The following is a 22316-nucleotide window of genomic DNA, read 5'->3' on the forward strand; positions in this document are numbered from 1 at the left end:
GGCAGCCGGAGTGGTGGTCAAGCAAGCAGTAGCTATTATTCCATAATAGCTACTAGAGGAAGCGTAAATCTGAGCATTTGGTGATAAGGACTGAGCGAATTTTGCTCAGTTTTTTTAATTTCCTCTCATATCATGTCAAATTAATCTTTCGCTTGTTTCCCTTAAAAGATATATGGAGAAAAGGTTTTGCTTACATTAGAAATGATACACATTTTAAATGGATTGTTCCTACTTTGTCACACAAAATAGATAGAGATTTGGTAGACTGAATAGAGACAAAAGTCGGAGGCATACGGAAATGAATAAACTAAAACTTTGGGAAGAAGCAGAGGCTTATCTTACACAGTATCATCAGGAATTAGAGACAGCATTTACCGATTTTAAAAACAGGTGTGAGGCGGTAAAACGAGAAATAGATGTGTATGGTACGTACCAACATACTTATGACGAGCTTATGTACGGTGCTAAATTGGCTTGGCGTAATTCCAATCGTTGTATTGGCCGCTTATTTTGGGAACGAATGGACGTCATTGATGCAAGAAAGGCAACAACAAATGAAGAAGTGTTTGCTTATCTTATTGACCATATAAAGAAAGCAACGAACGGTGGTAAAGTTAAACCAATGATTACCATTTTTCAACCCGAGGTGATTCAATCCGGAGCTAGTCCAGTAAAGATTTGGAATCATCAGCTGCTGCGGTATGCAGGCTATGAAACGGATGAAGGAATTGTTGGAGATCCTGCTTCAATAGAGTTTACCAAGGTATGCCAAAAGCTAGGCTGGGAAGGGAAAGGTACACATTTTGATTTGTTACCATTGGTAGTTCAAGTGAACGATCAACCTCCAAAGTGGCAGGAAATCCCAGATGATGTAGTTATTGAGGTACCTATCCAGCATCCAACCATTGACATCTTTGCTGGAAGAGAAGTTAAATGGTATGCAGTTCCTATTATTTCTGATATGCGTTTGGAGATCGGTGGTTTAAGCTATGTGGCTTCACCTTTCAATGGTTGGTATATGGGTACTGAAATTGGTGCAAGAAATTTTGCAGATGAAGATCGTTATAATTTTCTTCCGCTTGTTGCAAGTCAATTGGGGTTAAATACAAAGCACTTAAGTACATTATGGAAAGATCGTGCACTGGTAGAATTAAATGCTGCTGTTCTTTCGTCCTATAAAAAAGCAGGTGTTTCGATTGTCGATCATCATACAGCGGCGAAGCAATTTGAAATATTTGAGAAGCAAGAAGCTAAACATGGAAGAAGCGTGACTGGTAAATGGGCATGGCTTATTCCTCCACTGTCACCTGCAACTACACATATTTTTCATAAACCATACGATAATACAACAAAGAAACCTAACTATTTTTACCAAGACAGGTTTTGGGAATAAGTGTAAAAAGGCATCCGGATTATCAGCTAGAATTTGGATGCTTTTTTTTCCTTGCTAATGATTCATAAACTTTAACGTGTGATCCAATTAACATCGTTATTTACTACCCTTTTATTGGAAACTTCATTCATAATCTTTTATACCCCTGCTAGATAGTTTTTCCTAAAGATGAAACATGTTATAATCAAACACACTGCAAAAATACCGATTTAAGGGGACGGACAACTTTGAATACATTTACCGTGAAAAAAGTTCTTAATAATAATGTATTAATTGCCTTAGACCAGCGTCAATCAGAAGTAGTGTTAATTGGAAATGGTATCGGTTTTCACCATAAAAAGAAACAAAAGATTGATGCAAAAGCAGTTGAAAAGTTATTTGTCCTGCGAAATGAAAAAGAGCAGGAGCAATATAAAAAACTGCTCCCAAACATCGATGAGAATCTGCTGCAATCGATTATCCAAGCGATCGGTATGATTCGGAATAGGGCGAATGAGATGCTGAATGAAGCTGTACATGTTGCGCTAACTGATCATATTCTTTTTGCAGTAAATCGGTTGAAGAAGGGATTAGAAATTAAAAATCCGTTTCTTTCTGAAACGAAAGTACTTTATCCTTTTGAATATGAAATTGCTTCCGAAATAGTTGAATTTATTAATCACCGTCTCCAAATTAATTTGCCAGCAGGTGAAATAGGTTTTATTGCATTACATGTGCATAGTGCCATTTCAGATAAGAACCTATCCGAGGTTAATAAATATTCGCAATTAGTAACCCAGTTAATTGATATGATAGAAGATCAATTAAAGATTACGATAGATCGTGAAGGTATAGAATATATTAGGCTTGTAAGGCATATTCGCTATACAATTGAGAGAGTTTTAAAAGGTGAGGCCATCGAAGAGCCTGAAAAAATTGCTTCTCTATTGAAAAAAGAGTACCCTACATGCTATAATCTTGCTTGGAAGCTTGTTAAAATTATGCAGCAAACAATGAAAAAACCAGTATATGAAGCGGAAGCTGTGTATTTAACGATGCATTTGCAACGCTTATATCAAAAATATGAATAAAACTTTTACGTGTTACTGATACGATCAGGCATGAGTGGAAAGATTACTAATAAGAGGGTAAGGAATTGTTTTTCCTTATCTCCTTATTGGTGATCTCTGCTCATGCTTTTTTTGTTGGTTTTTTCAAAACAGGAAAGTACAAAGTTTACGTTTGTATAATCTAGCTTCAACTTATACTTCTCATACCTATAGCTTCATTTTGGATGGAAAGAAGACCACAACATGGTTGATGTATTAGAGGACAAGCAAAGATAAAGTAACTACTAGGATATGGTGGTTTAAGTTGGCAGATAGGATGTTGTACTTTTTATGTATTAATTGAAGAGAGGGAGGAATAAACATGTTTAAAAAGGCTTTCGGTGTATTACAAAAAGTTGGTAAGGCACTCATGCTTCCAGTTGCATTATTACCAGCAGCAGGTCTGCTTTTAGGTTTTGGTAATGCAGCACAGCAGGAAACAATGCTTGAATATCTGCCATTTTTAGGAGCAGATTGGATACAGCTCGTTGCTACAGTGATGGAAGATGCTGGTGGAATTATTTTTGATAACTTACCGTTAATTTTTGCAATTGGTGTTGCAATAGGTTTAGCAAGTGATGGAGCTGCTGGACTTGCTGCACTTGTTGGTTATTTAGTATTGAATCAAGTAATGGGGTCTTGGATTGGTGTAACCCCAGATATGCTTGAATCTGACCCTAGTTTCGCATCTGTTTTAGGAATATCGACATTGCAAACTGGTGTTTTTGGTGGAATTATTGTCGGTTTAATCGCCGCATTTTGTTATAATCGCTATCATGATATTGAAATGCCTTCATTTTTAGGATTCTTTGCTGGTAAGCGATTTGTACCGATTGCGACCGCGGCTATGTCATTTGTAGCAGGGTTTGTTTTGCTGTTCATCTGGCCACCTGTCCAAGAAGCAATGAACGACGCGTCGTATTGGTTAATTGAAGAAGGAACCTATCTCGCTGTATTCTTTTTCGGTTTTATAAAGCGTTTACTTATTCCGTTTGGCCTACATCATATTTTCCATGCACCTTTCTGGTATGAATTCGGTTCGTATACCACAGAGGCTGGAAACTTGGTGCGGGGTGATATGACGATATTTTTTGCCCAATTAAAAGATGGTGTAGAAATTACAGCGGGTAATTTCATGGCTGGTGAATTTCCAATAATGATGTTTGGTTTGCCAGCTGCAGCTTTGGCGATGTATCATGCTGCTCGTCCAGAGAAGAAAAAGCTCGTAGCAGGCTTATTAGGATCAGCAGCATTAACGTCATTCTTAACAGGTATAACAGAACCACTTGAATTTTCATTTATGTTTGTATCACCATTACTATTCTTTTTACACGCCGTATTAGATGGGCTATCCTTCGTATTAATGACCATATTTAGTGTGAATATCGGTTATACATTTTCCGGCGGGGCGATTGATTTCGCGTTATTTGGAATTTTGCCAGGTCAAGAACCATGGTGGATTACGATTATACTTGGATTGATCTTTGCAGTTATCTATTACGTCATTTTCCGTTTCTTCATTAAGAAATTTAACCTAATGACACCAGGACGTGAGGAAGATGGAGAAGAGGCGGCAACTAAGGAAGGTAGAACAGGTGAGTTTGCATATGATGTATTAGCAGCAATGGGTGGAGAAAAGAACATTTCGCATCTGGATGCTTGCATTACTCGTTTGCGTGTCTCGGTTAATTCAATCAATGAAGTAGACAAGGAGCAATTGAAAAAACTAGGAGCTTCTGGAGTACTAGAGGTTGGAAATAATATTCAAGCCATTTTTGGCCCACGTTCAGAAACGATAAAGGGGCAAATGCAAGATATTATTTCAGGAAAAATACCTCGGGAAGAAGAGGTTAATCAAGAAGCTGAAATAAAACAGCAAATAGAAGAAGTGAATCCGGCTGCCATGCAAAATGAGCTGAAGGATGAATCAATTGTTTCTCCGATGACTGGTGAGCTTCTACCAATTACAGAAGTGCCAGACCAAGTGTTTTCTGGAAAAATGATGGGAGATGGCTTTGCTATTATGCCAAAAGATGGGATCGTCGTTGCTCCAGTGAACGGAAAAATTGTAAATGTTTTTCCGACCAAGCATGCAATTGGAATGATGTCTGAAGGAGGAAAGGAAATACTCATTCATGTAGGTATTGATACAGTAAATTTAAAGGGAGATGGCTTTGAAGCACTTGTTACAGAAGGTGACGCTGTTCAAGCAGGCCAACCTATTTTAAAAGCAGATCTTTCTTTCATTCAAAGTAAAGGATTGCCTATCATTACTCCGATAGTATTTACAAATTTAAGTGAAGGGGAGCAAGTGACCCTACAAAAATCAGGAAATGTAGTGAAGGAAGAAACAGATATAATGAAGCTATAAGAGAAAAACATACTACGTTTAGTGGTGGGTAAAGTCATCGACGAATGATTTTGCCCATTTTTCTATTTACTACCTCCCGATTGCGACGTCAGAATCGATTACGAGCACTCCAAGTATGAGCATATCCACAAATCCTGTAATAAAAGCACACGGTATGATAAAAATGATAACGTACTTCATGCTGTTGCTCAATTCGCACAATCCTCTAACAAATATCGAAACTTCTACTAAATCACTTCCCTCGTTAATAAACTTTACCAAGGACTTTTACTACAGAGAGGAAGTATTATATGAAATCGTTAAAAATTGTCATCATTGGGGGAGGATCTTCTTATACACCGGAATTAATAGAAGGAATCATTAATAATTACGATGTATTGCCCGTTTCAGAAATTTGGCTTGTAGATATTTTAGAAGGAAGAGAAAAGTTAATGATTATCGCAGGCTTAGCAAAACGAATGATAGCACAAGCTGATTGCTCTATCAAGATCGTTGAAACATTAGATCGTCGTGAAGCTCTAAAAGATGCTAATTATGTGATTACACAAATTAGAGTGGGGCAATTGGACATGCGCAGATCAGATGAATATTTATCGCTCAAGCACGGGGTTATTGGTCAGGAGACAACCGGAGCTGGCGGCTTTATGAAGGCATTGCGTACGATTCCGGTAATGCTGGATATTTGTGAAGACATAGAAGAACTAGCTCCAGAGGCATGGCTGCTCAATTTTACTAATCCGGCAGGTATTATAACAGAAGCTATTTTGAAGCATAGCAATGTTAAAGTCGTTGGGCTTTGTAATAATCCAATAAACTTCTATAAAAAATTTGCTAAGGACTATCAAGTTCCGATGAAGGATGTAAGTATCCAGTTTGTCGGTATCAACCATTTAAATTGGATAACCGATTTCTATATTAAAGGAAAATCAAGATTAAACGATGTGTTAGCTGGTGTATCTGCGAGTTATGAAGCAAAGAATATTCCAGGACTTGAATGGGATCCCATATTTCTTCAATCACTCGGAGCCATCCCTTGCGGCTATCATAAATACTATTATCAGACAGACCAAATTTTAGCTGAGCAGTTAAATAATTACAAGAAAGGCTACACAAGAGCTGATCAAGTCCAACAAGTCGAAAAAGAGCTATTTACGATTTATGAAGATCCATCTACTATGGAAAAACCTGATGCATTAGAACAACGTGGAGGTGCCTATTATTCGGAGGCGGCTGTAAACCTCCTTACCTCAATTCATTTAGATAATAAGCAAATTCACACAGTAAACGTTAGAAATAATGGAGCCATTTCTTGTTTACCTAATGATGTCTGCATTGAAGTAAATTGCATAGTTGAAAATCAGCAAATTACACCAATTCAAACAGGAAATGTTTCTCCACAAATAAGGGGATTATTGCAAGTTGTTAAGGCATATGAAGAGTTAACCGTGGAGGCTGCCGTAACAAGAAAAATAGGAACTGCTTTACAAGCATTGACAATTCATCCGTTAATTCCATCTGCAAAGAAAGCACATGAATTATTACAAGATATGTTAATTGCAAATGAAGCCTATTTCCAGCCAATTCTATATTTCGGAGGCGATCATGTATGAAAGTTACGCTGTTATGTGCATTAGGGATGAGTACAAGTATGCTCGTAGAGAGAATGAAAAAAGCGGCTAAAGCAAGATCGGTGAGCATCCAAATTGAAGCACATTCGGTTAATGACTTAGAGGGGCAGCTTGAAACCTCGGATCTTATCTTACTTGGACCACAAATTCGATATAAACAAAGAGAACTATCAGCAAAAGCAAAAGCTGTTGGGGTACCACTTGCAGTAATTGATATGAAAGCATATGGGAGTATGGATGGAGATAAGGTATTGAATCAAGCCTTGGAGTTATTACGCTAGAATGGAGGGGAGAGTATATGAGGAGATTTCAAGCGTTTATGGAGCATTACTTTATGCCGGTTGCTGGAAAACTAGCTGAGCAGCGACATTTACGGGCAATTCGCGATGGAATTATTGCTACGATGCCGTTACTAATCATTGGGAGTATCTTTTTAATTATTTCTTCACCGCCTGTTAAATCCTGGACAGAATTTATGAAGCCATTTACACCAACTCTAAGTATACCTGTAAACGCAACATTTGGGCTATTAGGATTGATTGCTGTATTTGCGATTGCTTATCATTTAGCAAGAAGCTATAACCTGGACGGTCTATCTGCAGGTGTGCTCAGTGTTGCAGCATTCTTTGTAGCAACACCTCTAACAGAAGAAGGGAATATTCCTCTAAATTTAATGGGCAGTGAAGGGCTGTTTATTGCAATTTTATTAGCTATATTTACGGTTGAAGTGTATCGTTTTTTTACGAAAAAAAATATTGTCATCCGTATGCCAGATGGAGTCCCGCCGTCTGTTTGGCGGGCATTCACAGCATTAATTCCAGGTGCAGCTATTATTGCTATTGTTTGGGGAGTCGATTTGTTTTTAAAAATCGCTTGGGACCTGTCCTTGCATGGGGTCGTAGGTGCTGTATTAAGAGAGCCTATACAGCAATTAGGAGGAAGCTTTTGGGGAGCTATTATAGCGATTATTCTTATTCATTTACTATGGTCGTTTGGCATCCATGGTATCTCCGTCGTTGCCAGTGTAATGGCACCAATTTGGTACAGCTTAACGGAAGAAAATGTTGCGGCACATCAAGCTGGTGAGGCATTGCCTCATATTGTTGGCCAGCCGTTTATGGCAATTTGGTGGGCTGTTGGTGGATCTGGTATGGCCTTAGCCCTGACGCTGCTCTTTATTTGGCGCGCGCGATCCAAGCATTTAAAAAGCTTGGGAAGAGGGTCAGTATGGGCAAGTGCCTTTAATATTAGTGAACCAGTTATTTTTGGTGCTCCAGTCGTGATGAATCCGATCCTTGTTATCCCCTTTATTCTTGCACCACTTGCAGTTGGAATCCTAACCTATTTTTCTATGTCAATTGGTTTGGTAGGGAAGCCATATGTGATCATACCATGGACAACACCACCCCCGTTCTCAGGCGTTTTAACAACGGGGGATTTCCGAGGTGGTCTATTGATGATTGTAAATATTATTGTAGCGATGGTCATTTATTATCCGTTTTTCAAAATGTATGATCGCCAGCTTGTAAAGGAAGAGGAATCAATTAGATCAGATGATACATAGTGCAAGGTATTGTTACATGGTTGAAAAATTACTCATGAAATGGGAGTGTTTTGGTGAAAATCAAGGTATTATGTTTATCGACAATTGCATTGCTTGCTGTCATATTTCAACAGCAAACCGTTCATGCAGATAAAGAAGCGAGTCGTAAAGAAAAGCGAATAGTAAAGCCAGGTATTGAAGTCTTATTAGAAGAACATTTGAATTGGTTAGCTGGAAAACGAGTAGGTCTAATTACAAACCCAACAGGCGTTGATCGAAATTTAAAAAGTTCAATTGACTTATTGTATGAACATCCAGATGTAAATCTAACTGCACTTTTTGGTCCTGAACACGGTATTCGTGGTAACCGTGAAGCGGGTGAATATGTTGAGTCGTATGTAGATGAAAAGACGGGTTTACCTGTTTACAGCCTGTATGGACCAACATGGAAGCCGACAGAAGAAATGCTTGAAGATATTGATGTATTGTTATTTGATATCCAAGATATCGGTTCTAATGTATATACCTATATTTATACACTTGGTTTTGCAATGGAAGCGGCCGCAGAACAGGGGAAAGAGATTATTGTTCTGGATCGGCCAAATCCAATTGGTGGCGAACGAGTAGAGGGACCTCTTCGTTCAGCGGACACGGTTAGTTTTATGGGAAGATTTCTTTTGCCTGTACGTCACGGCCTGACTGTTGGTGAACTAGCAACAATGTGGAATCATGAATATAGTTTGGGAGTATCGTTAAAAGTAGCGAAAATGAAAGGTTGGAAGCGCTTCATGCATTTTGAAGACACACAGTTACCATGGATTCAACCTTCTCCTAATATTCCAGCGCAAGAAACAGCTTATTTATATGCAGGAACAGAACTATTGGATGATACAACATTAACAACTGGTCTAGGAACAACAAAGCCATTTGAGCTTGTAGGTGCACCCTGGATTAATGGGAATCAATTAGCAGAAGAAATGAATGATAGAAACATAGATGGCGTCCGTTTTCGTTCTGCTTACTTCACACCAATGTTTGGTAAATATGAAGGGGAGCGCATTGGTGGTGTACAGGTACACATAATTGATCGGCAGAAAATAGATTTAGTAAATTTAGGATTACAGCTTCTTGATGCGATGCGTGATCAAGACCCAGATCAATTTATGATGACAGATAAATACGCCAATCTTATTGGTGACCCAGAAGTGCCAGCGATGATTCGAAATAATGAATCGATAGAGAAAATTATAGATAGTTGGCAAAGGAAATTAATGAAATGGAAGCTTGAGGTACGAAATCACTACTTACTTTATGGACCCTATCCGAAGGGTGCAAAGCCTTATAAAGGGAAAACAGTACTTGGTATCTTACCGTTAGATTTATCCGCGGCAATTGGACAAAGCATTCCTTTATCGTTACAAGGCTTTGATAAGAATGGAGAAAAATTAGAAATAAATTCGGATGATATTAACTGGAAAGTTACAGATGGATTAGGGTATGTTGAGGATAGCCAATTTCATGCGCTAAAAGATGGTGTTGGTAAAATTATTGCAATCTACCAAAAGCAAAAATCAGAACGTTCTATAGATATATCAGCAATTTTAGTTCAAAATATTCGCTTTGGAGTACATGATTCCTATACACGTGTTGTGTTTGATTTAAATAAGACAGTCAGCAATTATGCTGTTGAAGAAGAAGATCACCGCCTGTTATTTTCTATCCCCTATGGAGAAATAGCTGGAGAGTTAGAAAAGGGAGGAGGGAGCATTTTAATTGGGAATAGTCCAGTGATCGAGCGCATCGATTATCAAATAGAGGGAGAAAACTTTTCAGCAGAATTGCATGTAAAACAAACGGCTGTAAACGTAGAAACACCAACATATGCTTCGCGAATCGTATTAGATTTGCAGCATGATGGAGAAAATTAGCCGTGCATATCTATCATGCATATAACTGGCAGTAAGATTCCCACTTCAAGGAATAAAGTGAAACCAATATGGATAAGTAGGAGATCGACTGCCAGTAAATGTCCGATTGGTTCCAAGGCCGTTAGGTCATATCCTTGGGGTACGAACAATCAGTGGAGGATAAACAAAATCCCTACTAAAGTTTCACTTTATAGATAGAGTAGCAGATACTTCTGTTTTGATTCATAAAATACTGCTACAAATAACATATTGGCATGTAAAAACAGGGATAATTAAATCCCTGTTTTTGTGGTCGCTATTTCTTTCTAAATTTACTATCTGACCTTTGTTGGCGAAGTTTTCCCAAGCGCTCTGATATCTTCTCTGCTTGGTGTTTTGTACATTCCTTGTCTATTTCTAATTGATATTTTCCATCTTTAGCAGTAATGTCAAAACAGGTATCTACTTCACTTCCCTTTGGAAGCAGGTTTTTAGCGATAAGAATTTCCTTTTGTTTATCTTCCACTAAGATGACTGCTTTTTCATTATCTTCAAAGCGATCTAAGACACCTTTCATTTGTCGGCTCCTTTCATACAGGCTAATCCTTGTTTTTTTATATCATCTAATGTTGCAGTACTGATACCTTTTATCTTTGTCAAATCATTTAGTGATTGATACGGTCGTAAGTCAATTAATGCAGTTGCCCGCTCTGAGCCAATATGAATAATATTTTGTAAGTCATCATGTGAAGCTTGGTTAATGGCAATACATTCATCTTTCCCTTTTTCCGTAGAAATTTGATATTCTGTTCCATTTGTAGTTATGATAATGGTACCATCATTATCTGTACCATATAAGTCAATTCCAGCATTTTTGATTTTTTTTATTGTTTCTTTATGTGGGTGTCCATAATTATTATCCTTTCCTGCACTATAAATAGCTACTTGTGGATTAACTGCTTCTACAAATTCAGCTGCGGTAGATGTATTGGAACCGTGGTGTCCAAGCTGGAGAAAATCCGCATCGATCGAATCATTCATCGTAAGCATTTCTCTTTCCTCTGCTTTACCTGCATCCCCTGTAAACAAAAAACGCATTTGATCATATGATAATCGAACGGAAAGAGACTCTTTATTTGCTTCACCTGTGATTTCTTTAGGATAGAGGATGTCGATTTCCAATGGCCCGATTACAAACTGCTCTCCTACTCGAGGTTCTTCATAGTTAGCGCCACTATCAATTACTGCTTCTAAAGCTTTTTGAAAGGTTTGAGAAGAGCTTTCATTACCACTCATCCATACTTCCTCTGTTTCGTATGTTTGAAGGATTTCTGCTAATTGTCCAATATGATCAGCATCTGGATGACTAATAATGATTAAATCAATGTTATTAATAGCTTGGGACGCTAAATATTCGTTTACATCATTACTTTTCCAATCACCAGTGTCATATAAAATCGTATAGGTTTGTTGATCCTCTGAATAGCGAAATAGCGTCGCATCTGCTTGGCCAGCATCTATGTAATGAACATCCAGTTGCCCATTTGAAGACGTTGAGTGTGCAACACTATCTGATTGTGTGGGTGATTTACCACAAGCCGTTACGAAGCAAAATAATCCAATGATAATCAAAAACAGCCAATGACGCTTCATGTAACATGTCCCCCTTCTTTACCTTAATAGTATTATAAGTTGGTATCGAAAGGAAAAGGAAAGAATAGCGGCTATAATAACTAAATATTCTGAGTGAAAATAGGGGGGTGAAGTGACTAAATTAAACAGTCATCATAATTGTTCTGATGTCACAAGGCTATTAGAGCGAGGAAGTTATCTCCACGATCTAAAAAGGGTTATCAATATAGATACAACAAATAATCAGAGAGATTTGCAGTTGGTTCTCAGTCTTTGGATGATTCCTTCGTTATCTTGTTTACGTGTATCAGATAAGCAAAGGCTCTCTTCCGTTTAGCAACTGCTGCTAAGTGAGAGAGCCTTACATATAATGAGAATCAGCTAGTATCTAGAGATGCTTTACAGATGGAGCAACATAATTGATAAGCGCTGTTCAAGCGAAAGCTTTAATTTAAGTTTCCAATAGACAGGTATTTAGTTTCTAAATAAGGTTCGATTCCTTCTAAGCCGCCTTCACGTCCTAGTCCACTCTCTTTCATTCCACCAAATGGGGCATGTGCCGCTGATGGTCCACCATCATTCCAGCCAATAATTCCATAGTCTAAATGTTCATGAAGATATGTGCCAGTGCGATAGTCATTAGTAAAGAAGTAGGCAGCAAGACCAAACGGTGTGTGATTCGCCATCGCTACAGCTTCATCTATTTCTGTAAACGTGGTTATTGGAGCAACAGGACCAAATGTTTCTTCGTGCATAATATCCATTTCTTCAGTTACATTTTTAAGTACAGTTGGATGAACAAAGTAGTATCCTTTGTCGTCATTTGCATCAAATTGATCTCCTAACAGTACTTGTGCACCCTTTTCTTTGGCATCAGTAATGTGAGAAATGATTTTTTCATAGCCACCTTGATTAATGATTGGGCCGATATCAACACCTTCATGTAATCCATTTCCTACTTGAAGCTGCTTTACTTCTGCAACAAACTTTTCAGCGAATTTGTCAACGACATCTTCATGAACAATGATTCTGTTTGCACAAACACAGGTCTGACCAGCATTACGGAATTTCGTAGCTACTGTTTGTTTGGCTGCTAGCTCGATATCAGCATCCTTGGCTACAATCAATGGTGCATGTCCACCAAGCTCCATCGTTACATGCTTTACTGTATCGGCACTGTTTTTTATTAATTCTTTTCCAACAGATGTAGATCCAGTAAATGTTATTTTTCGTACATAGTCGCTGTTGGTAAATAGGTCACCAATTATACTACCAGAACCAGAAACGTATTGAATTGCTTCTTCTGGGATGCCAGCTTCATGAGCTAATTCAATAATTCGTATGCCAGTCAATGGTGTTTCAGAGGCTGGCTTAACAATGAATGTACAACCTGCAGCAAGTGCTGGCGCAGCTTTACGAGTCATCATGGCTGCTGGAAAATTCCAAGGAGTGATCGCGGCGACTAAACCAACGGGTTGTTTACTAATAATAATGCGTTTGGACTCCGTATTTGCTGGAATGGTCCTACCATATATTCGCTTTGCTTCTTCTGCGTACCAATCAATATAGCTTGCAGCATATTCTACTTCACCAGAGGATTCTTTTAATGGTTTTCCATTTTCAAGTGTCATCAGCTCGGCAATGTCATCTTTGGCATCACGAATTTTTTTCGCCCACGTATTTAATAATTCGGCTCTTTTATGGGCATTAACCTTTGACCATTTTGGGAAATAGTCATGTCCTTTTTTAAGCGCTGCTTGAATTTCTTCTTTGCTATGTTTCTTAATTTCTTTAATAGTTTCTCCAGTAGCTGGGTTTGTAACAATAATCGAGTTAGCCATTATAAAACTCCTTTGCTCATTAATATAACGTTCTATTATATTTATTATATTCCCTAGTTATTCATCGATAAAAACATATGAACTATAAATTAAAATAATAAATCCTATACATTTACTTACAAAGTCTTTATTTTCTTTCGCTAAGAAAGTGAAATGGTAAATAAAGAAGGATGTATAGGTTTATTTTATCATTTTTCTTAAAAAATAGAAAATTATTATTATTTAGATATAAATTTGTAATTACGTTAAAATCAAATAATATGCTAGCTTTATTTGGATATCTATGATGCAAATCTATTTAAAAATACCTAGAAATATTTTAAGAAAATTTATGACTAATCTATCAATCTTCAAAATGAGAATTTTTTTCGACGTTGTTTGACATATTTCTCCCTTTTTCATCTTCTATAATTGAGTAACAACCTAGATACGACAGAAAAGCACCATAGTCAGATAAGAACGAAATGAGTGAAGAAAGGAGGCAAAGTGTTCTATATGGATTTGATTCTTATCTGCATTGGAAATGTGTCAAAAATTGATGGGAGGAATGGTCATGAAAGCTAAACGTAGACGTCAAATGAGAACAGCATTTAGCTTTGCCGCAACAGTACTATTGACATTTTCATTAATTGTACCTGGAGTAACGAATGCAGAGTCGAACGGTATGTCGAACCGAATGGTAAAAGAAAAAGTCAGTAAGCGGTTGATTAAAGAGTTTAAGGGCGATGATAAGTTAACCTTCCTAGTCAAATTTAAAGAAAAAGCAGATACTATGAAAATAGCTGAACGGGCGAAAGCCTCTAGTCAGAAAGCGCAGTTATCTGCAAAGAAGGCTGAATTAACCCAACGAACTGCCGTTTTAACAGAATTAAAGGAAACATCCTTAAATTCTCAGCAGAAAGTTAGGCAGTTCCTTGAAGCAGAAGTCGAAAAAGGAAATGTAGACACATTTAAGTCGTATCATATTGTAAACGGAATGGCTGTCACAGCAACGAAGAAAGTTGCTAATAAGCTTGCAGCTTTTACGGAGGTAGAAAAGATACTGCCAAATGAAAGAAGACAATTGTTTACTACAATTACAAAAGATGCAGAAGCACCTGCTTCAAAAATCGCGAATGTCGAATGGAATGTTGAGCGTGTTGGAGCCCCGACAGTATGGGATATGGGATTTGATGGATCAGGTGTAACCGTTGCTAGTATAGATACAGGTGTTCAATGGGATCATCCAGCGCTACAAGAAAAATATCGAGGCTATGATAATACTTCCGGAGAAGTGAATCATGACTTTAATTGGTTTGATGCGACAGCAGGGGAATCGGCTCCTTATGATGATCAAGGTCATGGCACACACGTTACTGGAACAATGGTAGGTAGTGAGCCAGATGGCTCAAACCAAGTAGGTGTTGCTCCAGGAGCAAATTGGATCGCTGTAAAAGCCTTTTCAGCAACTGGAGGTACCGATACTGATCTTCTCGAAGCAGCGGAGTGGATTTTAGCTCCTACAGATGCACAAGGAAATTCACGCGTTGATATGGCGCCCGATGTTGTAAATAATTCGTGGGGAGGTGGTCCGGGTCTTAATGAATGGTATCGAGACGTTGTAAGAAATTGGAGAGCAGCAGAAATATTCCCGGAATTCTCTGCAGGGAATACGTCGATCTATAATCCAGGTGGTCCAGAGTCGATTGCGGTACCAGCAAACTATCCAGAGTCATTTGCTACTGGTGCAACCGATTCTAATGATTCGCTAGGAAGCTTTTCATTACAAGGTCCGTCCCCTTATGATGAAATTAAACCCGATATTTCAGCACCAGGTGTAAATATTCGTTCTAGTGTTCCAGGCAATGGTTATGAAGGCGGGTGGAATGGTACATCAATGGCAGGTCCTGCTGTTTCAGCAGTTGTGGCTTTGATGAAACAAGCTGATAGTAGCTTAACTGTTAATGAAATAGAAGAAGCTCTACTAGCTACTGCCACACCATTAACTGATAACGAATTTCCAAATTCACCGAATAATGGATATGGTTATGGATTAGTGAACGCATATGACGCTGTTTCTTCGATAATTCTGAGCTTAGGAATGCAAAAATCAATGTTTTTCTTAAATGATCATCGAACAGCACTAATGAGATAATTAGCCCAAAATTAGGAACCATTCGATCGAAATAGCTGTCTCAACAGTTCCACGATTATCAAAACCTAAATTGAAAAATTTATAAAATAAGGAGGCTGGGACGAAACACAACTTCTTTACTCAACATACGAATAATCATGTTATCAATAGGAGTATCATCGCCGCACCGTGAAAATATACTTGCTTTCCGCGGTCGCGGCCTCAGCCTCCTTTTGTTTCAATCGCGCCCTTCTATAGTATTAGAGCATCCTATTCTTTTACGTTTTGTTAAACTTATATACAATATTTGAAATAGAAAAATACTAAAAAATAGTCGGTACCATTCCCCCATCCATGCGGATTGGAGAACCTTTAAATGCGGATGCATAAAGACTACACAAAAATGTAGTTAATCTACCTATTTCAATTGGCTTGATAAATCGTTGTATTTCAGATTGAGGTAGGTTTGTAGTCATAAATTCTTTCTCTTTTTCTGAAAAAGTCATATCAGCATGAGAGTATATACCCTCAATTATTTGATGAACATTTTCAGAGAGTGTTGGTCCTGGCATGATTGTATTAACTGTAACTTCTGCTCCTACTGTTAATTTAGATAAGCTTTTTGACAATGATAATAGCATGGATTTTGTCATACAATACTGAGGCATTTGTCCTGAAGGCATAATTGCTTCTTCACTGGCAATAAAAATAATGCGACCATAATCGTTTTTTAACATTTTAGGTAAATAAAACTTAGATAATCCATTTGCAGCAAGAACATTAGTACGGAAGTATTTTTCCCATGCTTCATCGTCAATGTCCTCATATTGCATAATCTCATAAATACCCATATTGTTAACTAAAATATCAATAGTGGGGTATTTTTTAAATAAGGCTTCTCTTTGTAGAATATCGACAATATCGGCTGTAGCATTTTGAGGAGAGGTAGCCGGGAAATTCGATTTAATTTCATTTACGATTCGTTCTACCTCTTCATAATTTCGTCCATTAATTAGCACATTGACACCTTCTTTGGCAAGTTCAATGGCAATTGCTTTACCTATACCTTTCGTTGATCCTGTAACTAAAGCTGTTTTATTGTTTAATCCCATATCCATAATACATTTCTCCATTTCATTTATCTTTTATGATAATAAGTTAAAATAAACGCGCTTCTACACTTTGGGGTAATAATTAGGTTATTCTTTTTTAATATAGTGTTAAAAAATTTATTTTAAGACAAAGTTAATTTCTTGAGTTTGTACCTAATTGTTCAGTACGCCAATTTAAGGGAGTATCACCTTCCCAAATGCGGAAGGCGCGGTAAAACGAGTTCTGGTCTTCATATCCAATCATGAAGGCTACTTCTTTAATATCGAACGAGGGATCTGCGAGGTACTCTCGAGCTAACTCATGTCGGACTTGTGTCAAAAGATGCTTGAAGTTCGTGCCTTCGTCAGTAAGACGTCGCTGCAAGGTACGATCGCTCATCCCAAACTCGCTTGCGACAGTCTGAATGTCAGGGCGCCCTCCTGTTAGGTTACGTTTCATAATCCACTTGACCATTTCGGTGATTGAGCGACTGCGTTGCTGCTCATCCAACGATTTGTCTAATACGGGTGTCAGAATCTCCAGCAACTCTTCGTTGTACGAGACAAAAGGGAGGTCTAGATCTCTTCGATGTAGCGTCAACCTGTTACAATTTGCGCCAATCCGGATATGGCAGCCGAAGTAAGCTTCAAGTGCCTGTAGGTCGCCCATTGAGTGCGTAAATTCGACAAATTTCGCCATCAACGGTTGGCCTGTGCCCCGACGTCCAAGCTCCAAAAGAAATGCCAGAGTGATTCCCACCAGCATCGGTGGACCTGGTTGCTCGGTATACAACCAATCTAGTTCAATTGTACATTTCTCACCTCCCTCGGTGATATGTAAGCTTTCAGGGGGACACATCTGTTTGTACCGTGCCATTCGTTTTAGAGCGTCACGGTAGTCACGAGCATGGTAAGTCGCTAATACTGTGGGTGGATAATGCGCTGTTTCAAAGACGGTCATAAGCTTGATAATTCCTTTGGCAGTGTCATCAATGAGATCCGAATAAGCCTGCCAAATCGCGAAATATTGATCGGTAGTGACAACTGGGTCAGTAATAATGGTGAGCGGTAGTCGTGCTTTTCGAGCCACGTCGTGGGGGGCAATCCCTAATTGATGTATGCCTGCCCAAAATCCTGCCGGGATTTTAATACGAGTATAAGACTTCATAAAGGGTCCTCCTTTAGCTATCTAAACATTCACTAGTTTTGCTTGTGATTGTGTTCTGCCTAGTTAATGGGACAGATATTATAATACCTATTCAATCTAGCATTGTAACTAGCAAAGGGTGACATTTTACTAGCCAACTACGTCGAATAAATCTGTTAGTAATAGGTACTATTAAAAGGCATCTAAATAATCCTATTTACCTAAGCGGTTTAAATATGTTTTAGTGTTTTTGTTATTTGTACCTACCCAATCAGAAAGTCACTCACTATAATCTTGGGCTTAAATTGATCTTAGCATTAAATTAATTTATCCAGTATTCAATATGTCTATCATTTACAATCTGGCCTGTTTGCCAAATAGTATGAGAATGTTTTGTTGGTATCGTTACTTCAACCTAAATAGTTTTAAAAAAGTAGAACTTACACCTTCCCATAAGCTACATTTAACTGCTTTTGTAGTTGTTGGTTATCATCTTCTAGTTTCTCGATTTTCCGTTTAGTGAATCTATAATGGCATTTTTATTGCTTCCATTCATTACTCGTTTTAATTGTTTGGTGTTGGCATTTGCGAGTTCCGCTTCCTTAATAATCCAATTTTCTCACGAATTTCAGGATTGTTGTACAATGTTGCTTTTGCTACACCTGCTTCCTCTGCAACACTATTGAAATTAACATTTTCATTGGCTCGGATGAGTCTTTGAATCGCTTCACCCCCCTTTTTTACGTGTATTCAATGTTCCATGCGATCATAATCACCCATGTTTAAGCACCGCTTTTTCCTTTTCGTTCTAGTTCTCTTCTTAAGCGATCAAGACGTCCATAAAACCATTTCATAACGTAATATCGTTCCAAAATTCGTGAAAACACGGAGGTTATTCTTATATGAAGGGAGGTAAACAGCTGGTGAGGTGCTATGTAATCACGTGTAAGCGCTTAATTATTTCCGTTTCATGACGGAAAAAGTATAGGTGTAGTTGCTGTTTGTATTCGTTTAAACTTATAGATAAGTTAACAAACATCAACTTAGGAGGGATTTTCCATGAAAAATATTGTTCTAGCATGTTCAGCTGGTATGTCTACGAGTTTATTAGTAGCAAAAATGGAAGAAATAGCATCTGAAACGGAAATGGAGGTTCAGATATGGGCTGTGGCACAAGATAAGATAACGCAGGAAATGGAAAAAGCGGATGTACTACTTATCGGTCCACAAATGCGTTTTTTAAAAAAGAAACTTTCTAAAGCGGCGAGTGAATGGAATGTACCGATTGATGTAATTGATCCAATTGCTTATGGAAGAATCGACGGAGAAGCAGTGTTAAATAAGGCATTGGAATTGCTTAATGAAAATAGTTAAAGGAGGAGATTTAGATGAATGGGAAGTTTATGGAAATGTTGGAGAACTTCTTATTACCGATTGCTGATAAGTTAAACAATAACCGTTACTTATCCGCTTTACGTGACGGATTTATGGTTGCGTTACCACTTATTATTTTTGGTTCTATATTTGTTGTTATTGCAAATTTTCCCTTCCTCGATAGTATGATTAGTGAGGAAGCCTATAAGGCATACCAAAATGCATTAGGACCAGCTTCAGCTGCCACCTTAAGCATAATGGGATTATTTGTAATCGTTGGGATTGGTTATAAGTTAACAGAGCATTACGAAGGGGAGGCTATTTATGGCGGTGTAGTTGCACTAGCAGCTTTCTTGATATTAACGCCACAGGTATTAGAAGGAGTATCTGGAGTTATTCCTACAGCAAGTCTAGGAGCCCAAGGAATGTTTCTTGGTATCTTTACTGCATTTATTTCAGCTGAGTTATATCGTTTCTTCGTACAAAAAGATTGGACAATTAAAATGCCAGCTGGGGTTCCGGGGGCAGTGTCAAAATCATTTAGTGCATTAATTCCGATTACCCTAACATTATCCATTTTTTTAATAGTCCGCATTCTATTTAGTTACACCAATTTTGAGACAGTACAGAATTTTATTTATACTATAATCCAACAACCATTAACTGAACTTGGTAGTGGATTGCCAGCAACTATTGTTGCGGTACTGTTGATTCAGGTTTTCTGGTTCTTTGGATTACATGGCCAAATCATTGTGAATTCAGTATTTGATCCAATCTGGTATGCATTAAATGATCAAAATTTATCAGCGTTTCAGGCGGGGACTGAATTACCAAACATTGTGACGAAGCAATTTGTCGACTCTTTCCTTGTTGGTATGGGAGGATCAGGCATGACGTTAGCTGTTATCATTCTAATATTTCTAATTGGTAGAAGTAGACAATTGAAGGAATTAGGTAAGCTTGGTGCACCTGCCGGGGTATTTAATGTAAACGAGCCTATTATCTTTGGCTTACCGATTATCATGAATCCATTAATTATTATTCCATGGCTTGTTGCTCCAGTTGTAGTTACCATTATTACATATTTTGCTATGTCGACTGGATTAGTTCCGCCACCTGCTGGGGTAATTGTCCCATGGACAACACCAGTTATTTTAAATGGATTTTTAGCAACAGGTAATGCATGGCAAGGAGGGGTACTACAGGCAGTAAATTTAGTTATAGTAATTGCGATTTGGTGGCCATTCTTAAAGATTATGGACAAGAGTTACTATGAAAAAGAAACGAAGGTAAAGAAAAGCTAATCATAATAACAGTATTTTAAGCAGTCTTAAGAGGTGAAAAGCGTGGATCAAACAACAAATATTGCATTTCAAATAATATTGCACGCCGGTAATGGAAAATCAAACGTAATGGAAGCCATTCAAGAGGCAAAGATCGGTAATTTTACATTAGCCGATGAACTAGTTGAACAGGCTGGAGAAGAACTAGGAAAGGCGCATGAATACCAAACCCAGCTATTACAACAGGAAGCAAAGGGTGAAGAAAATGTTATTAATGTCATGCTTATTCATTCACAAGATCATTTAATGACATCAATGACAGTAAGGGACCTTGCGATAGAGATTATCGAAATATACAGAAATAAATAGTAAGTTAAGAGGAGGAACTAGCGGTGACAATCAACTTTCAGTTTCCTGAAGATTTTTGGTGGGGAAGTGCAACGTCAGCAACACAAATAGAAGGTGCTGCGAAAGAAGATGGTAAAGCGAAAAACATCTGGGATCATTGGTATGAGAAGGAGCCAAACCGATTTTTTGATGAAATTGGCCCTGATACTACCTCTAATTTTTATCACACATATAAAGAAGATATAAAATTAATGAAAGAAATTGGTCATAATACCTTTCGTTTATCTATATCATGGTCAAGGTTTATGCCTTATGGTGAAGTAAACCAAAAAGCGGCAGACTTTTACAATCATGTAATTGATGAATTGATTGCTCAAGACATTGAGCCGTTTGTAAATCTGTTTCACTTTGATATGCCTTTTGATCTGCAACAGCAAGGCGGATGGGAAAGTAGAGAAGTAGTTGAGAAATATGTAGACTATGCGAAGACTTGTTTTCAATTATTCGGCGACCGTGTGACAAAATGGTTTACATTTAATGAACCAATTGTTCCAGTTGAAGGTGGATACTTGTATGATTTTCATTATCCGAATATCGTTGATGCTAAAAAGGCCACTCAAGTTGCTTATCACACAATGATTGCACATGCAAAGGCAGTAGAAGCATTTCGTACATACAATGACAATGGAAGTAAAATTGGAATCATTTTAAATCTAACACCGTCCTATCCTAGAAGTAATAATCCAGCTGATTTAAGAGCTTCTAGAATAGCAGACTTATTTTTCAATCGTAGCTTCTTGGATCCGGCGGTCCTTGGGGAGTATCCGAGCGAGCTAATAGAGATTTTAAATGAACATGGACTATTACCGAATACAGAAGTCGGAGATAAAGAATTATTAAGGGAGAACAAGGTTGATATTCTCGGTGTGAATTATTATCAGCCTCGTCGTGTGAAAGCAAAAGAGTATTTACCAAACCCGTATGCTCCGTTTATGCCCGATATGTATTTTGATAGCTATGAAATGCCAGGTAGAAAAATGAATAAGTATCGTGGGTGGGAGATATATGAAAAAGGAATCTATGATATTTTGAAAAATTTAAAAGATAACTATGGAAATATTGAATCTTTTATTTCGGAAAATGGCATGGGAGTTCAGAATGAAGAACGATTTCTAAGAAATAGAGAAATTCAGGATGATTATCGAATAGAATTTATAAAAGAGCATTTGAAATGGGTGCATCAGGCTATACAAGAAAATTGTAATGTAAAAGGCTATCATTTATGGGCTTTCATGGATAATTGGTCGTGGATGAATGCTTATAAAAATCGCTATGGTTTTTTTGCTGTAGACCTAAAGACAATGAAACGAACACCGAAGAAAAGTGCGCATTGGATAAAGCATGTAGCAGAAAATAATGGTTTTTAGACAGCAAAGCTGCTAGCTATCCGATAATGATTTTAATGAAAATATCGATTAAGGAGTTTTGATTTTGAACGAGTCAGAACGCCCTTTATCCCTCATATAACTGGCAGTAAGCCCCAAACTTCAAGTGAAA

17 protein-coding genes and 2 pseudogenes are annotated in these 22316 nt (G+C 37.9%); 12 read left to right on the top strand and 7 right to left on the bottom strand.

Annotated elements, in window-relative coordinates:
- The first annotated feature begins 298 nt into the window (after positions 1 to 298).
- The 7 genes from Q1A47_RS05300 (at position 299) to Q1A47_RS05330 (ending at position 9951) form a co-directional block, all read left to right on the top strand.
- The gene (locus Q1A47_RS05300) at positions 299 to 1393 is read left to right on the top strand and encodes a nitric oxide synthase oxygenase (protein WP_166530218.1); all 1095 of its coding nucleotides are present in this window, start codon (positions 299 to 301) and stop codon (positions 1391 to 1393) included.
- 227 nt (positions 1394 to 1620) lie between these two features.
- Positions 1621 to 2463, top strand: coding sequence for a glucose PTS transporter transcription antiterminator GlcT (locus tag Q1A47_RS05305; protein ID WP_026679752.1), 843 nt, complete (start codon positions 1621 to 1623; stop codon positions 2461 to 2463).
- Between the two features lie 340 nt (positions 2464 to 2803).
- Complete coding sequence (gene ptsG, locus Q1A47_RS05310; protein WP_026679751.1) at positions 2804 to 4852, top strand: glucose-specific PTS transporter subunit IIBC; 2049 nt, start codon at positions 2804 to 2806, stop codon at positions 4850 to 4852.
- 290 nt (positions 4853 to 5142) lie between these two features.
- Positions 5143 to 6462: a 6-phospho-beta-glucosidase gene (locus tag Q1A47_RS05315; RefSeq protein WP_121603729.1), complete on the top strand. Its 1320-nt coding sequence runs from the start codon at positions 5143 to 5145 to the stop codon at positions 6460 to 6462.
- Positions 6459 to 6761: a PTS sugar transporter subunit IIB gene (locus Q1A47_RS05320; RefSeq protein WP_026679749.1), complete on the top strand. Its 303-nt coding sequence runs from the start codon at positions 6459 to 6461 to the stop codon at positions 6759 to 6761. Before Q1A47_RS05315 ends, Q1A47_RS05320 begins: the two co-directional genes overlap by 4 nt.
- Before the next feature lie 17 nt (positions 6762 to 6778).
- The gene (gene celB / locus Q1A47_RS05325; protein ID WP_121603728.1) at positions 6779 to 8044 is read left to right on the top strand and encodes a PTS cellobiose transporter subunit IIC; all 1266 of its coding nucleotides are present in this window, start codon (positions 6779 to 6781) and stop codon (positions 8042 to 8044) included.
- A gap of 53 nt (positions 8045 to 8097) precedes the next feature.
- Positions 8098 to 9951 (top strand): DUF1343 domain-containing protein, encoded by a 1854-nt coding sequence (locus tag Q1A47_RS05330; protein ID WP_299631033.1) that lies wholly within the window; start codon positions 8098 to 8100, stop codon positions 9949 to 9951.
- On the opposite strand, the gene Q1A47_RS05335 is transcribed toward Q1A47_RS05330, so the two are convergent.
- The 4 genes from Q1A47_RS05335 to Q1A47_RS05350 all read right to left on the bottom strand — a co-directional run bounded on the left by Q1A47_RS05335 (position 9948) and on the right by Q1A47_RS05350 (position 13403).
- A complete protein-coding gene (locus Q1A47_RS05335) occupies positions 9948 to 10100 on the bottom strand; it encodes a hypothetical protein (protein ID WP_299631034.1) in 153 nt (50 codons plus the stop codon). The two genes, Q1A47_RS05330 and Q1A47_RS05335, sit on opposite strands and share 4 nt — an antisense overlap.
- A 146-nt stretch (positions 10101 to 10246) precedes the next feature.
- Complete coding sequence (locus Q1A47_RS05340; protein WP_026679747.1) at positions 10247 to 10507, bottom strand: DUF3006 domain-containing protein; 261 nt, start codon at positions 10505 to 10507, stop codon at positions 10247 to 10249.
- Positions 10504 to 11583, bottom strand: a complete 1080-nt coding sequence (locus Q1A47_RS05345; RefSeq protein WP_026679746.1) for an MBL fold metallo-hydrolase — start codon at positions 11581 to 11583, stop codon at positions 10504 to 10506. Before Q1A47_RS05345 ends, Q1A47_RS05340 begins: the two co-directional genes overlap by 4 nt.
- A 425-nt stretch (positions 11584 to 12008) precedes the next feature.
- Positions 12009 to 13403, bottom strand: a complete 1395-nt coding sequence (locus Q1A47_RS05350) for an NAD-dependent succinate-semialdehyde dehydrogenase (protein ID WP_026679745.1) — start codon at positions 13401 to 13403, stop codon at positions 12009 to 12011.
- A gap of 553 nt (positions 13404 to 13956) precedes the next feature.
- Between Q1A47_RS05350 and Q1A47_RS05355 the strand changes: the two are divergent.
- Positions 13957 to 15483 (top strand): annotated as a pseudogene (locus tag Q1A47_RS05355) (S8 family serine peptidase); the annotation flags it as partial.
- Between the two features lie 356 nt (positions 15484 to 15839).
- Here Q1A47_RS05355 and Q1A47_RS05360 read toward each other — a convergent pair.
- The 3 genes and pseudogenes from Q1A47_RS05360 to Q1A47_RS05370 all read right to left on the bottom strand — a co-directional run.
- Positions 15840 to 16634, bottom strand: coding sequence for an SDR family NAD(P)-dependent oxidoreductase (locus Q1A47_RS05360; protein ID WP_166530220.1), 795 nt, complete (start codon positions 16632 to 16634; stop codon positions 15840 to 15842).
- Between the two features lie 127 nt (positions 16635 to 16761).
- The gene (locus Q1A47_RS05365; RefSeq protein WP_166530221.1) at positions 16762 to 17775 is read right to left on the bottom strand and encodes an AraC family transcriptional regulator; all 1014 of its coding nucleotides are present in this window, start codon (positions 17773 to 17775) and stop codon (positions 16762 to 16764) included.
- Between the two features lie 419 nt (positions 17776 to 18194).
- Positions 18195 to 18483: pseudogene (locus Q1A47_RS05370) on the bottom strand (DUF6262 family protein); the annotation flags it as partial.
- Positions 18484 to 18813: 330 nt separating this feature from the next.
- On the opposite strand from Q1A47_RS05370, the gene Q1A47_RS05375 reads away from it, so the two are divergent.
- The 4 genes from Q1A47_RS05375 to Q1A47_RS05390 are packed head-to-tail and all read left to right on the top strand — an operon-like array spanning position 18814 to position 22186.
- Complete coding sequence (locus Q1A47_RS05375; protein ID WP_026682577.1) at positions 18814 to 19128, top strand: PTS sugar transporter subunit IIB; 315 nt, start codon at positions 18814 to 18816, stop codon at positions 19126 to 19128.
- 14 nt (positions 19129 to 19142) lie between these two features.
- Entirely contained in the window at positions 19143 to 20432 is a 1290-nt protein-coding gene (celB, locus tag Q1A47_RS05380) for a PTS cellobiose transporter subunit IIC (protein WP_166530222.1), read from the top strand.
- A gap of 42 nt (positions 20433 to 20474) precedes the next feature.
- Positions 20475 to 20780, top strand: coding sequence for a PTS lactose/cellobiose transporter subunit IIA (locus Q1A47_RS05385; RefSeq protein WP_026682575.1), 306 nt, complete (start codon positions 20475 to 20477; stop codon positions 20778 to 20780).
- A 23-nt stretch (positions 20781 to 20803) separates the two neighbouring features.
- Positions 20804 to 22186: a glycoside hydrolase family 1 protein gene (locus tag Q1A47_RS05390; RefSeq protein WP_166530223.1), complete on the top strand. Its 1383-nt coding sequence runs from the start codon at positions 20804 to 20806 to the stop codon at positions 22184 to 22186.
- Positions 22187 to 22316 lie beyond the last annotated feature (130 nt).

Source organism: uncultured Virgibacillus sp. (genome assembly GCF_947495635.1).
GTDB classification, from domain to species: domain Bacteria; phylum Bacillota; class Bacilli; order Bacillales; family Amphibacillaceae; genus Virgibacillus; species Virgibacillus salarius.